The following is a 12,845-nucleotide window of genomic DNA, read 5'->3' as shown; positions in this document are numbered from 1 at the left end:
TATGTTCGGAATAGATAACCGCTGAAAGCATCTAAGCGGGAAACTAGCCTCAAGATGAGATCTCACTGGAACCTTGAGTTCCCTGAAGGGCCGTCGAAGACTACGACGTTGATAGGTGGGGTGTGTAAGCGCTGTGAGGCGTTGAGCTAACCCATACTAATTGCCCGTGAGGCTTGACCATATAACACCCAAGCAATCTGTGACTCGAATGAGCATCAGATTGCGGTGACTGTGAAGACGACACGAACCGAAAGTTCGGGACGCACACGCACAAAAGACACCTGACTATCACATACCCGATTTGCCGAAACGTCGCAAGACGCGTCGGTACCCGAATTTCTTGACGACCATAGAGCATTGGAACCACCTGATCCCATCCCGAACTCAGCAGTGAAACGATGCATCGCCGATGGTAGTGTGGGGTTTCCCCATGTGAGAGTAGGTCATCGTCAAGATTGAATTCCAGAACCCCTGATCGCTTACGTGTTCAGGGGTTTTGTTTGTCTGCTCGATAAGTTCGCTCTTACACTTCTTTGCCCGTAATACCCAGCCAATAAAAAGGCCGCATTCGCATGCGGCCTTTCGTTACCTAGGTGAAGGCGTTATTCAGCAGCTTCCTCGGCGACTTCTTCAATAACCACTGCCTTCACGTCATCACGACGACGAATGTATTTCCAATCAGCTTCGTCGATGTAGATCCCATTAGGCCCGCTGCCGCCTTCAAGGTCGATGGCGACATGTGCCGACACTTGTGGCTTCACGCTGGCGAGGATCGGCACAAAGCCAAGCTGCAGACTTGTTTCGAGGAGTGCCGCCTGGTTTTTCTCGTCAATGTCAGCCGCTTCATCCAGGTAATAAGGCAAGCGAATACGTCCCGCCTGATCGCGATCCATCAAGTGCAGCAACAAGTACATGTTGGTGAGCGCCTTGATAGTCATAGTGGTGCCGTTGGAGGCCGCGCCGTCGATATCCGTGTGAATGATCGGCTGACCGTTGACCTTGGTGATCTCAAACGCCAGCTCGAACAAATCCTTCAAACCCAGCTGGTTGTGATTCGCTGCCACCAGGCGCGCCAGGTATTCCTTGGCCTCTTCGTTCTTGTTGTCCTGCTCGGCACTTTGGCTCAAGTCGAAGACCGATAGCGTTTCGCCTTCTTCATATTGACCAGCACTGTGGATGATCTGGTCGATATGCTTGAGTGCTTCTTTGTTCGGCGCGAGCACAATGCGGAAGCTCTCAAGGTTGGAAACCTGACGCTTGTTGATCTCCCGGTTGAACAGCGCCAGTTGATGCTCAAGGCTGTCATAGTCACTGCGGATATTACGCAAGGTGCGCGCGATATCCGTCACAGCAGCACGACGCGCCTTGCCCAAGGTGAGAGCCTCATCGGTGCGGTGCGCGTAAGCATTGATCAGCAACTGCAAGCGGCGCTCTACATCATCTTCACTGTCGAACTTGGCCACGCCTTTGAGACGAACCTGCGCATACAGCGCCTCGATCTGGCCATCGCTGCGCAGCAAACCCTGCCAGCTATCCTGGTAATCGTTGAGCAGCGGCAGCAGATTCTCTAGCGAGTCGTCCACTGGATCCATGAATGGCGTGCCAAATGGCAGATCTGCGGGCAGCAACTGACGGCGACGCAATGCGTCATCCAGCGTGCGTTGTTTGGATTCAAGATCACCAATCTGCCGTGCGATCAGTTGCAGCTTGGCTGACAATTGCTGGACGCGCTCGGTGAAGGCATCGCTGGAGCGTTTCAACTCGTCCTGCGCGGCTTCCATCTGCGCCAGCTGTTCCAGTTTGTCGGACTCTTCCGCGCTCAGCGTCTGGCAGCGGCGAAAGTCTTCCAGCGCTTTCTGTGCATCCAGTACTTGTTGATACAAGGCCTCGGTTTGAGTCTTGCTGGCCGAGCGGTCAGCCGCAACCGCTTGCTGAGTTTTGAGTTGCTTGAGTTCTTTTTCCAGGCGTTCTTTTTGATCGCGCAATGCAGCGCGGTCGGCCAGAGCCTGAAGTGCCGGTGGTTCGATGTTCGACAGATTGATCGTCAGACCCGGCACCTGGAATTGATCGCCTTTGAAGCTATCGAGGATCATTTCCAGGGATTTGACCCAGGCATCGCCGTCATCCAGGGCGATCCCTTGCTCGCCCAGTGGCAAGCTGAACAGGGCGCTGTTGAACAGGCGCATCAAGCGTTCGACGTCCGGCTGGGAAAACTCTTCGCGTAATCGGGCATAGCTGTTGTTGTCGGCATGATCGAGTTGCTGCTTCACCGACTTCAGGCGTTTTTCCAGATCTCGCAAACGTTCGTCGAGGTCTTCCGCGCTGAATTGCCGCGACTGTGCCAAGGCACCTGCCAGTTCATCGTGGGCATCTTTGGCCGCCAGCAATTGCTGCTCAAGCACTTTGGCGTCATCCACCAGCGCAAAGCGATTCTTGAGCACGGCGAGTTCGCCGACCCAACGCTGAATGCCGCTGATCTCACGTTCCAGACGCATCAGTTCCTGAGTGCCGCCACGCTGATCGTTCTGCAGTACATCCTGCTGGCCGCGATAATGTTCGGCCTGAATAACCAGTTCTTCCTTGCGGGCATCGGAGTAATCCAGCCACGTACCCAGCAGGGAATCCAGCAGCGGTGAAAGGCGATGCAGTTTGCCGCGCAGCAGGTCGCGCTGTTTCACTCCCGCCGCCAGCGCTTCAACCAGCGGGCCGGCAAGGACCAGAGAGTTGTAGTCCTGTTCCATGCGGCGCACATCGCGGAAGGCTTCTTCGCACGCGGCGATGTAATCGACACTGCCCGAACGCAGGCTGTGCTCGAAGGCATCGAGAAACAATTGCTTGAGCTTGGCAGCGGTGATCTCCCGCATGTGCAGCAAGTTGATGAACAACGCGCGGAAGGTTTTCAGGCTCTGTTCGCTGGTAGAGCGTAGCGGGATCAGCGTCAGGTCCAGCGGAATCGAGGTGTGTCCGCCAACCAGCAAACGCCGCAGCTCATCAGGCTTGAGCTCGTAAGCCTTAAGCCCCTGACTTTCCAGATTGCTGAACAGCTCTTTCTGACGCAGGCAGGTGTCGTTCTTCTGGTAGTGGCCCAGATCCAGCTCGCCCGCGTAGGCGAAGAACTGGTGACCAAAACCGCCGCCCGGACCGCGTCCGACTACGCCGATCACGTGTGGACCATGGGGCAATGACACTTCGACCAGAATGTAACTGGTGTCCGACGCAAAGTAGAAGCGGCGCGATTGTTCCAACGTGTATTTGCCGAAACTCATGTCTGACATGCGCGCCAGAATCGGGAATTGCAGGGCGTTGATCGAGGCGCTTTTACCCAGGTTATTCGCGCCATACACCGACAGCGGGTGTTCCAGCGGAAACAGCCCTAGGCTGTAACCGGCAGTGTTCAGCAGGGCAAAGCGGCGGATGCCGTAGCGTTCCTGGCTCATGCGTTTATATCCTTTTGCTCGTCAGCGATAGCCCGGGCCAAGGCCTGTTCTTCGGTTTCCTGCGACTCGTCGAACTCGGCAAGATCCAGCGGATCATCGGTCTCCAGCAGTTTTTCGTCGCTGTCGTCATCGATGAGTACGGGCGTCGGCAAGGGCAGCACGCTGTGGATGCTGGCCGCCAGATCGCGATCCTGTTGCACTGACAGGCACACATCCAGAAAACGGTGCATGGGCGGCAGGAAGCGGTAGATGCCGTTGTCCTCACTGGCGAAACCCAGCTGAGTCATGCGGCGCATGATCTTTTCTTCCAGCTCGTCCTGGGTCTGGACTTCGGCCTGGATAAACAGGTCGCGGTATTTCTCCAGCAGCGAGGGCAGCTCATCACGGCCCAAGCTGCCGCCATCGAGCACGGCGACTGGATCGCGACCCTGATCGGCCAGATGCTCGACGAGGATGAAGGTGAACAGCGCCAGGCGTTGCGCGGTCTTGTTGACCTGCGCGGCAGCGAGGTCCGGGACGAAGTAATAGAAGCCACGGGTATCGCACACCAGCTCGAAACCCAAGGCCTTGAACAAGGTGCGGTATTGATCCTGAGCGTTGGACAGTTGCGCATACAGCTCCGGGTCGCGCCGGCTGATGTGATAACCCTTGAACAGCTCACGGAAGATCGGAGCCAGCTGGGACATTTCGGAGAGATCAAGATGCATTGATTGGATTCCCTGGCTGCTCATCACGGCTGGAGAGCAGGGCAAAAGAGCTCAGGCTGACCTGATGCTCCTGAGTGAAATAGTCGCGTCGTTCGAGGCGTTCACGAGCGAAGCGTTTATCCCGCGACAGGCGCGAGAACCAATACAGCAATTCATCGGTAGCGCCGTCCGGCTCCTGCTCCAGCAGCCAGACCATCAGGTCCGGCAGCGGTAGGGCATCTTCGCAGCGCTCCAGCATTTCCTTGACCGTGCGCGGCGCTTGCGGCGGTTCGCCTTTGCGCTTGGCGTTGGCCTTGGGGAATTTGGCCGGCTTGGGTTCGAAGCGCGCCAGAGCGTAGACGTAAGCTTCGACCTGACTCGCGCTGCCAAGAAAGGTGCTTTGCGGACGAGTGAACATTGGCATCGCCGCTTGCGGCACGGCGTCCAGGCCTTTACGACGAATCGCCGACAGCGCCAGCGCCGCCCCGCGAGTCACGGCGTTGTGCCGACGGGCTTCTTCGCGCAGTGGCAGCAGCAGTTCCCGAGCGTGACGCAAGGTGAGCTGGGCGCTGGTCTGCATTTCGAGGATGCGCGCGTGGGTGCGCAGCAGCATGTCGTCGTCCACCAGATGGCCGAGTCGCTGCTGTTCGGTGAGCATGCGCAACAGGACATTCTCGACCTTGCGCACACCTTGTTCGAACGCGCCGTCGGCATTCACCAGTTGAATCATCGGTTCGATGTATTCGTCCCAGGTCGCCAGCACTTCGGCATAGCGCTGTCGCAGCGGAATCTGCCGGTCGCTGGTCTTGGCCCGATCGGCAACGGCCACCAGTGCTTGTTCGTCATTGGCAAGTTTTTTCAGCACGTCCCGCACGCGCATGTCCAGCAGGCGTAGCTGCCGGGCGAGGTCATCGGCGTCGCGGATATCGAATGCATCCTGGATATAACCGGCCAGGCGCTCGAGATGGCGCAGATAGGCTTCGATTTCCAGGCACAGGCCCAAACGGTGCTCGCGACGCAGATAGGACAGGAAGTCGTGGATCTGCGCGTTGAGTTCGAACCGATTGGGGCTTTTGGCCACGGGGACCAGGATATCCAGACGAATCCACACATCCAGCAGGTTGGTGATGTCCTGCGGCGTGCTGTCCATTTGTTGTGCGGCCAGTTGCAGGCGCAATTCGCTCAGGCTCAACGTGCCTTGGTCGAAGTGTTCGCACAATGGCTCAAGAAGCGCCCAGTGTTCGGCAAGGGCGCGCAAGACGCGCTTAGGTTCGATCATTGGTTGGCCGGTGGTTGGCAAATAAAAGCAGCGATTGTACTGCATCGGATGGGCAAGATTTCACCTCCGGGCGATCAACTGCGGCGGGAATCGGCGAAGGGCGGTAGAATCGCCTCCTTAACTTATCCACAGGTGGCTGACCTTTGCTAAACGAGTCCCGCCGCCGCGCTTATATGACCGCCATGCAGGTGGTCAATTGGCTGCCGCGCACTGAATTGCCCTTTGCTGCACCGTCGCACCCTGAGCTGTTTGAGCCACTGGTTGCGGTCGAAGAAGTGCCGGTCGTCGTCAATACGCAGACTGCCGAGCGCGCAGCGGTTGCCGAGCCTTCCGTAGCTCCTGCACGTCCGGTCGAGCGGCCGAAAATCGAGGTGCCGCGTCCGTCGCTGGCCAGCACCCGCGCGCCCGCTGCCGTTGTCGAAGCTGCAGCGCCTGCGCCGGCCAAGGCGCCTGTCGTGCCGCCACCGCGCTTCGCGCTGCAACTGTTGCGCGCCGGACGATGCATGCTGCTGGTGGAGTTACCCACAGGCCAGGCGTTCCAGAGTCGCGATCCGTCTTATTTGTTACTAAAAGATATGCTGCGCGCTGCCGGGTTGCCCGACAGCCCGCAAATCATCGGCGAGCCGGTGCGCTGGCCGCTGCTGGTCAGGGGCAATCTGGACCAGGGGCCGGAAGCCGCGCGTGATTTCGTGCAAGGTTTCGTGTCGGCACGTCTCGAAGACGAACCTTGCGCCTGCCTGTGGTTGATCGGCCTGCCTGCGGTGCGCTTTGCCGGGGAAGCCAATGCTGAATCCTATAACAGTGAGCTTCAGGTCGATGGCCTGGGTTCAGCCTGGGCTTTGCCGGGTCTGGAATTATTAATGGACGAGCCTCAACGCAAGGCGGATGTCTGGCAAGCCATGCGTCGGCTGATGGCGCGCTGGAAACCGATAGATGAGTGACGCAGTAACCTTCCGCCCGATGACCGAGGCGGATCTCGATGCCGTATTGAAAATTGAGTACGCCGCCTTCAGCCATCCCTGGACGCGGGGCATCTTTCTCGATGGGCTCAAGTCTTATGAGATCTGGCTGATGTTTGAAGGTGCCCAGCAAGTCGGGCATGGCGTTGTGCAAGTCATCATCGACGAGGCGCATCTGCTCAATATCACCGTCAAACCGGAAAGCCAGGGCCGAGGTTTGGGGCTGCGCTTGCTTGAACATTTGATGTCACGCGCCTACGCGCTCAATGCCCGGGAATGCTTTCTCGAATTGCGCGACAGCAATCGCTCGGCGTATCGCTTGTATGAGCGCTTTGGCTTCAACGAGATTGGTCGGCGTCGGGATTACTATCCGGCGGTTGGCGGGCGTGAAGATGCGCTGGTGATGGCCTGCACATTGTTTGAGTAAATCAATGTAGGTGCAACGCAAACTCGGTAGGAGGGGACTTGTCCCCGATAACGTCGGATGAGCCGACATCATTTCGCCTGCCACATCTTCGTTGCCTGGGCCGACGCCTTCCCGGACAAGTCCGGTCCTACCGGATTTATCCGGGAAGAGGCCGTTTCGTTCGCTGCATCCAGTTCACTTCTCCGGCTTGCCATCCAGCGGGTCAAGACGACCCAGCTCCGCTTCATCCAGCCCGTCGCCGCCGCCGATATCGTCTTCATCGACCACGCTCAGTTCGAAATCCGCCGGGTTGTCTTCGCCTTCTTCCTTGGCAGAGCGGGCGCCGTCTTCGCGGATCAGCATTTCCGGATCCAGGTCGTCATCGGTTGGGTGATGGTCAGGTGTCGATGCGCCTGTCATACCGGCTTCCCGCACACGTTTCTCGGGGATTTCATGCGCCAGCTCGTCTTCGGGCATCAGATCGCCGATGCGTGCGCTCGGTTCTTCCTCATCAAAGTCCAGTTCTTCCATTGAGCCCATACGGTCTTCGTTGTCATCGATAGGCTCGGGTTGGGTGGCATCGAACGGACGGCGTGAATCAGTCATGGCGAATCCTCGTTGTTTGGGGCCTTAATAGGTGGACCGGCCACAACTCTGAAGATTCCTTTTTGTTCCGCCAGGCGAGTAGTGGCAAATAAGCGTGACCTGGGCCGCCGAGGCCCAGTCAAACGCTGGGCACATCTTCGAGGCGTACAAGCATGAACGAGCTACAAGACCTGATCGACAACAATGAACGTTGGGCTGATGCGATCACCAAGGAAGATCCCGAGTTTTTCGCCAAGCTGGCACGGCAGCAAACCCCGGAATACCTTTGGATCGGTTGCTCGGATGCGCGCGTCCCGGCCAATGAAATCGTCGGCATGTTGCCGGGTGACTTGTTTGTGCACCGCAACGTAGCCAACGTCGTGCTGCACACCGACCTCAATTGCCTGTCCGTCATCCAGTACGCAGTCGACGTGCTCAAGGTCAAATACATTCTGGTCACCGGCCACTATGGTTGCGGCGGCGTGCGCGCATCGATGCAGGACCGTCAGCTGGGCCTGATCGATGGCTGGCTACGCTCGATTCGTGATCTGTATTACGAGAACCGCGAAGCCCTGGCAAAGCTGCCGACCGAGGAAGAGCGGGTCGACCGCTTGTGCGAACTTAACGTTATTCAGCAAGTGGCGAACGTCGGTCATACCAGCATTGTGCAAAACGCCTGGCATCGCGGGCAGAGCCTGTCCATCCACGGCTGCATCTACGGCATCAAGGACGGTCGCTTCAAGAGCCTGAACGCGACCATCAGCGGCTTCGAGCAACTGCCGCCGCAGTATCGGTTGCGACCGCAGGGGGTCTAGCCCCGAGCGCTCGCTCCAGCGATGTTACAGATACGGATGGCTGGCCGGAACGGTCAGCGGTTTCTGCAACTGCTGCAGTGAGCGCGTTACCTCGCCCGTGCTGCATTTGGCCGCGGCTTGTTCTGCGGTCAGGTCGCGTTCGGCGGTATAAAACAGCTCACACGTCTGCACCTTGTTGGTCACCTGCCATTTCTGCATGCAGGCGCTCAGCGTAGTTGCCGGATCCGCTCCAGGTGTCTGCCCCATCGCCGCTTGCCAGCAGGCTGCGCTCAAATCCTGCCCCATTACCGCTAGGCCAGCCGCATCGGCCTTGGCCTGATCGCCGCCATAGTTCGCCTTGTTATCCGCGTACCAGATATAGCTTGGGTGGTTAGAGCCCAGCACCGCGACTTTTTGTCCGGCGCTCGGACTGATTGTCGCCAGGCCCAGCACGGGCACATTGGCCCCATATTGCTGGTTGATCCATTTCCTCACTGGCGCGCCAAACGCCACCATCGGTAAGGAGTTGCCTTTGGCGTTCTGACTGAGCTCCTTGAGCATGGTGGTCTGGTAATTCTGGAAATAGCTGTAAACCTCTTCCAGCGAACTACCGGCATTGGCGGGAGCGGCAATCGGAGCGATGTCGATGATTGTCTGATACCCCGGCGTCTGAGCAGCAGGAATGCCGTTGAGCGTCAGTAGCGTGGCCCAGCGATCGGTGGTGGCAGAGACTAGATAGTCCTGAGCCAGCGTCAGCGAAGTGTCCGGCGGAAAGTGCAGCAATTCGACGCTCTTGCGGTTTTCCAGAGCCATGCCCAGCGGCAGGAAGAGGTACCAGTTGTATTGCCATTTCTGGTCGAGATTGAGCTTCTTGGCTCCGCTTATGGCCAGCTCGCCCGCGTTGAGCAGTGCTGTCAACGGTGTGCCGTAGTCGTCAGGCACGCCGCTGATATCGGCGTAGAGCACGTCATTGTCACTTTTCACGCTGACGCCACCGGTATAACCGTCGCGCTGGACGCTCTGGGTGAGGTAATGCTCTGCGGTCTGTTCCAGCGTCCAGTCCCTGAAGCAGATTACGCTGCAATTATTGGGGTAAGCGAAGAGTTGAGAAACCCGTTCCCGGCTGCCGAGCTTTATATGTACATCAGCCTGGGCGACGGTGCTCAGCGTCAGTGTGGCGAGGGTTACAGTCCATACAGCGGCTTTGTGCATGCTCATATCCTTAGTGGCAATGTATCCCGCAACGGGGCTGCTTCAATAATGAAACACATTGCCATCATCAAGGAATGGACTGCCGGAATAAATTTGCTCGCCGTTCAGAGAACGAAGCGCTGAACCATGACCTTGAGGTCGGTCGCCAGCATCGACAGCGCATTGCTGGCCATGGTGGTTTGTTGGGCGCCGGATGCGGACTGGGTGGACAAGTCGCGGATGCTGCTCAGGTTGCGATCCACTTCGCCCGCCACTTGCGCCTGCTGCTCGGCGGCGCTGGCAATCAACAGGTTGCGGTCGTTGATGGTCGAAGTCGAACTGATGATGACCGTCAACGCTTCGCCCGTGGCCGCCGCCTGTTCAAGCGTCAGGTTCGCCTGATTGGCGGTCAGGCGCAGCGCGTTGGCGGTTTCCTGGGTGCTTTGCTGCACGCCGGTGATCAACCCTTCGATCTCAGTGGTGGACGCACTGGTGCGCTGCGCCAATGAGCGCACTTCGTCGGCGACCACGGCAAATCCGCGCCCGGCTTCCCCGGCCCGCGCCGCTTCGATCGCTGCGTTGAGTGCCAACAGGTTGGTCTGATTGGCGATGGCACGGATGACATCGAGGATCTTGCTGATGCTCAACGTGCGTTCAGCCAGGCCTTCGGCCTGATGCGACGTTTCCAGCACATTGCCCGTCAGTTGCTTGATCGAAACGATGGTGTCCGACAGGCGCAGCTGACCTTTGGCTGCCGCTTCGCTTGAAGCCAGGGATTCAGTCGCGGTATTGCTGGCATTGCCCGCCACTTCCACGGCCGCCTGGCTCATCTGATTGACGGCAACCGCCGCCTGCTCGATTTCCGAATTCTGCATCCGCAGGTTTTCCGCGCTGGCTTCAGAGATGGTGCTCATCTCCTGCACCGACTGGGAAAGCTGCGTTGCCGCTGCGTAAATCTGCTCGATAGTGCCATGCAGGTTGCCGCGCATTTGCCCGAGCATGCTCAGCAGCTGGGCGGTTTCGTCCTTGCCTTCGGGGATGATTTGCGGGCTTAGATCGCCGCTGGCGATGGTGCTGGCGATCTGCAACGCCTGACGCACCGGACGAATGATGCTGACGCTCAGACGCCAGGCCAGCAGCAGGGTCAACGCCAAGGCAATGCCGATGGCGCTCAGGGCGATAATGCGGGTTTGCTCAAAACTGTTGCTGGCCTTGTCAACCGCAGCGGCGGCGCTTTGCTTGTTGAGTTCGCGCAGCAGTTGCACTTGCATGTCCATCAGGTCGCCCTGTAAGGACAGCATGGTATTGGCGAGCATGCGCGCGTCGTCGAGCTTGCGCTGTTCGATCAGGGCGATTTCGTCGTAAAGACCGGGAATGAAGGCTTTATAGGCATCTTGCAGGGCAACTAGCGAGTCGCGCTCGGTGGGGTCTTCAACGTGATCAAGGTAATCGGCAAAGCCTTTTTCGACTTCGTTCTTGAGCTGTTCGACGTTGATTTTGCTGCTGACCACCGCGCCCGGATCGTCGGCGTTGGCGATCAGGCGCGAGGTTTCGCCGCGCAGTTTGACCAGGTTGATGGCAATGGCGTCGGCCATGGCGATGCTGGGCAGCGAGCCGCTTTCCACCGCCTCGCCCTGATTGCGGATCGCCTGCATTTGCAGCAGACAAAACACCCCCAGCGCGACCATCAACAGCGCGGTAATGCTGAAACACAGCACCAGGCGTTGCGTGATTTTGAAGCGGCGCAGGATGGATGTTGCAGATTGCTTGCGTGCAATACGAGGCAATAACTTCTTCACGGAGGACCAAGCCCAATTCAACGGAAATACCGGAGAGTTGGTTATAGGTCAATTGTGTGATGTCTTTATGACATCTCTTAAGTTGGCGTCAAATTTTAGTCCGGCGCCGTGTTACCAAATCAAATCGGCATTGGCGCGCCCACTTCCTGCATCAATTCGTTGAGAAACCGGTGCATGCGCTCATGGCGGACCTTGGCCAGACGCGCGCCAGCGGCAGTCTGGAAACCGTCGGCCAGGTGGAACAGCTTGGTGTTGAAGTGATCCACGGCGAACCGCTTGTCATCGTAAGGCCGTTGGGTCGCGTGAGGGTCCGCCGGGTCGTACAAGCCGCCACCCATTCGCCCCGAAACGTAGAACATACGGGCTACACCGATCATGCCCATGGCGTCGAGACGGTCTGCGTCCTGAAGGATTTTGGCTTCAAGTGTCGTGGGAGTAATCGCCGCTGAAAAACTGTGTGCTTCGACGGCGTGGGCGACCGCTTCGATTCGTTCTTCGCTCCACCCCATCTCGGTCAACAACTCCGTGGCTTTGGCTGCCGCCAGGCGCGATGCGCTGGAGCGGAATGGCGAATTCTTTTCCACTGCCACGCAGTCATGCAGCAGCGTTGCCGCGAGAAGGATTTCCTGATCGCCGCCTTCATCATTGCGGATCAGGCAGACGTTGCTCCAGACCCGCTGCAGATGTGAAACATCGTGGGAACCATCGATTTTCTCGGCCACGGTGTGGGGTATCAGCAGCGAGGCGAGATCCTGAAACGGGGCGAAAGCTGCGGTCATCGGCGTATCCGGCGGTCGTCGTAGAGATGAGGCAAGCCCTGCAGAGCATAGCGCGGTTGACGCAGGCCGGGTCCTGCGCCGCGCCAGCCAGTCAAAAAACCAGCTTGTAACCGATGAACGCCAGCATCGTTGCCAGGCAAGGACGCAGGACGTCGTCAGAAACCTTGCCGGACAAGTGACTGCCGATGTAAATCCCCGGCAGCGATCCCATCAGCAAATAACCGAGGATGCCCCAATCCATGTTGCCCATGCTGGCGTGACCCAGGCCTGCGACCAGCGTCAGCGGTACCGCGTGGGCGATTTCGGTACCGACCAGGCGTCGGGTGGGCAGGAAAGGGTAGAGGATAAACAACGCCACGGTACCCAGGGCGCCAGCACCGATGGAGGTCAGTGCGACCATGGTGCCGAGGATCAAACCGGTCAGTACCGTCAATGCATTGAGGCTTGGACCGCTTGGGTTGTAGTGGCCGCCTGCGCGATTGTGCGCAAAAGCCAATAGCCGTTTCTTGAAGAATACGGCCAGCGCGGTGAGCAGCAGAACGACGCCCAAAGCCTGTTTGATAACGGCATTCATGGCGTCCGGGGAGGTATGCAACGTGCTCAGGAACCACAACGTCAGCAACACCGCCGGGACACTGCCCAACGTCAGCCAGCCGGTAATGGACCAGTCGATGTTGTGGTTTTTGCGGTGGACCCACACGCCGCCGGATTTGGTAATCGCCGCATACAGCAGATCGGTGCCCACGGCCGTGGCAGGATTGATGCCGAACCACAGCAGAATCGGAGTCATCAAGGAACCGCCACCCACGCCAGTCATGCCGACGATGAATCCAACCACCAAGCCTGCGACCACTAACCCCAAACCACCAAAATCCATTACTGCTTCCTACGACTGAATCGCGAGTGCCAGAAAATTCTGGCGGCAGCATA

General features: G+C 58.4%; 11 protein-coding genes and 2 rRNA genes. 5 read left to right on the top strand and 8 right to left on the bottom strand.

Annotation, left to right across the window (positions count from 1 at the left end):
- Together AFK24_RS11345 and rrf are read left to right on the top strand one after the other, a co-directional pair.
- Positions 1 to 181, top strand: a 23S ribosomal RNA gene (locus tag AFK24_RS11345); the annotation flags it as partial.
- A gap of 158 nt (positions 182 to 339) precedes the next feature.
- Positions 340 to 455, top strand: a 5S ribosomal RNA gene (rrf, locus tag AFK24_RS11340).
- A 147-nt stretch (positions 456 to 602) separates the two neighbouring features.
- Here rrf and mksF read toward each other — a convergent pair.
- From mksF to mksB, 3 genes are read right to left on the bottom strand one after another with little or no spacing between them, the layout of a single operon-like run.
- Positions 603 to 3,437, bottom strand: a complete 2,835-nt coding sequence (mksF, locus tag AFK24_RS11335; protein WP_065833321.1) for an Mks condensin complex protein MksF — start codon at positions 3,435 to 3,437, stop codon at positions 603 to 605.
- Entirely contained in the window at positions 3,434 to 4,144 is a 711-nt protein-coding gene (gene mksE, locus AFK24_RS11330; RefSeq protein WP_065833320.1) for an Mks condensin complex protein MksE, read from the bottom strand. Before mksE ends, mksF begins: the two co-directional genes overlap by 4 nt.
- Positions 4,134 to 5,402 carry an Mks condensin complex protein MksB gene (gene mksB, locus AFK24_RS11325; protein WP_065833333.1) on the bottom strand — a complete coding sequence of 423 codons (1,269 nt, stop codon included), beginning with the start codon at positions 5,400 to 5,402 and terminating at the stop codon, positions 4,134 to 4,136. The genes mksE and mksB overlap by 11 nt, the downstream gene beginning before the upstream one ends.
- Before the next feature lie 143 nt (positions 5,403 to 5,545).
- Between mksB and AFK24_RS11320 the strand changes: the two genes are divergently transcribed.
- Together AFK24_RS11320 and rimI are read left to right on the top strand one after the other, a co-directional pair.
- Positions 5,546 to 6,343, top strand: coding sequence for an energy transducer TonB (locus AFK24_RS11320; protein WP_065833319.1), 798 nt, complete (start codon positions 5,546 to 5,548; stop codon positions 6,341 to 6,343).
- Complete coding sequence (rimI, locus tag AFK24_RS11315) at positions 6,336 to 6,788, top strand: ribosomal protein S18-alanine N-acetyltransferase (protein ID WP_065833318.1); 453 nt, start codon at positions 6,336 to 6,338, stop codon at positions 6,786 to 6,788. The genes AFK24_RS11320 and rimI overlap by 8 nt, the downstream gene beginning before the upstream one ends.
- 174 nt (positions 6,789 to 6,962) lie before the next feature.
- Here rimI and AFK24_RS11310 read toward each other — a convergent pair whose 3' ends face one another.
- Positions 6,963 to 7,373 (bottom strand): serine kinase/phosphatase, encoded by a 411-nt coding sequence (locus tag AFK24_RS11310; protein ID WP_065833317.1) that lies wholly within the window; start codon positions 7,371 to 7,373, stop codon positions 6,963 to 6,965.
- A gap of 152 nt (positions 7,374 to 7,525) precedes the next feature.
- On the opposite strand from AFK24_RS11310, the gene can reads away from it, so the two are divergent.
- Entirely contained in the window at positions 7,526 to 8,167 is a 642-nt protein-coding gene (gene can / locus AFK24_RS11305) for a carbonate dehydratase (protein ID WP_065833316.1), read from the top strand.
- Between the two features lie 24 nt (positions 8,168 to 8,191).
- Here can and AFK24_RS11300 read toward each other — a convergent pair whose 3' ends face one another.
- The 4 genes from AFK24_RS11300 to AFK24_RS11285 all read right to left on the bottom strand — a co-directional run bounded on the left by AFK24_RS11300 (position 8,192) and on the right by AFK24_RS11285 (position 12,792).
- A complete protein-coding gene (locus AFK24_RS11300) occupies positions 8,192 to 9,358 on the bottom strand; it encodes a hypothetical protein (protein WP_065833315.1) in 1,167 nt (388 codons plus the stop codon).
- 104 nt (positions 9,359 to 9,462) lie between these two features.
- Positions 9,463 to 11,088 carry a methyl-accepting chemotaxis protein gene (locus tag AFK24_RS11295; RefSeq protein ID WP_065833332.1) on the bottom strand — a complete coding sequence of 542 codons (1,626 nt, stop codon included), beginning with the start codon at positions 11,086 to 11,088 and terminating at the stop codon, positions 9,463 to 9,465.
- A 167-nt stretch (positions 11,089 to 11,255) separates the two neighbouring features.
- Complete coding sequence (locus AFK24_RS11290; protein WP_065833314.1) at positions 11,256 to 11,915, bottom strand: HD domain-containing protein; 660 nt, start codon at positions 11,913 to 11,915, stop codon at positions 11,256 to 11,258.
- Positions 11,916 to 12,006: 91 nt separating this feature from the next.
- Entirely contained in the window at positions 12,007 to 12,792 is a 786-nt protein-coding gene (locus tag AFK24_RS11285) for a sulfite exporter TauE/SafE family protein (RefSeq protein ID WP_065833313.1), read from the bottom strand.
- Between the last annotated feature and the right edge of the window lie 53 nt (positions 12,793 to 12,845).

It is taken from the genome of Pseudomonas syringae (assembly GCF_001698815.1).
Classification (GTDB): Bacteria; Pseudomonadota; Gammaproteobacteria; order Pseudomonadales; family Pseudomonadaceae; genus Aquipseudomonas; species Aquipseudomonas syringae_A.
The sequence above is the reverse complement of the archived record's forward strand: the minus strand, read 5'-3'. Positions and strand labels throughout refer to the sequence as shown.

Bases quoted from the DNA above. Each gene is read 5' to 3' on its own strand.
- AFK24_RS11310 (WP_065833317.1), bottom strand. From the start codon at position 7,373: ATGACTGATTCACGCCGTCCGTTCGATGCCACCCAACCCGAGCCTATC.
- mksF (WP_065833321.1), bottom strand. From the start codon at position 3,437: ATGAGCCAGGAACGCTACGGCATCCGCCGCTTTGCCCTGCTGAACACT.
- mksB (WP_065833333.1), bottom strand. From the start codon at position 5,402: ATGATCGAACCTAAGCGCGTCTTGCGCGCCCTTGCCGAACACTGGGCG.
- rimI (WP_065833318.1), top strand. From the start codon at position 6,336: ATGAGTGACGCAGTAACCTTCCGCCCGATGACCGAGGCGGATCTCGAT.
- can (WP_065833316.1), top strand. From the start codon at position 7,526: ATGAACGAGCTACAAGACCTGATCGACAACAATGAACGTTGGGCTGAT.
- AFK24_RS11300 (WP_065833315.1), bottom strand. From the start codon at position 9,358: ATGCACAAAGCCGCTGTATGGACTGTAACCCTCGCCACACTGACGCTG.
- AFK24_RS11285 (WP_065833313.1), bottom strand. From the start codon at position 12,792: ATGGATTTTGGTGGTTTGGGGTTAGTGGTCGCAGGCTTGGTGGTTGGA.
- AFK24_RS11290 (WP_065833314.1), bottom strand. From the start codon at position 11,915: ATGACCGCAGCTTTCGCCCCGTTTCAGGATCTCGCCTCGCTGCTGATA.
- mksE (WP_065833320.1), bottom strand. From the start codon at position 4,144: ATGCATCTTGATCTCTCCGAAATGTCCCAGCTGGCTCCGATCTTCCGT.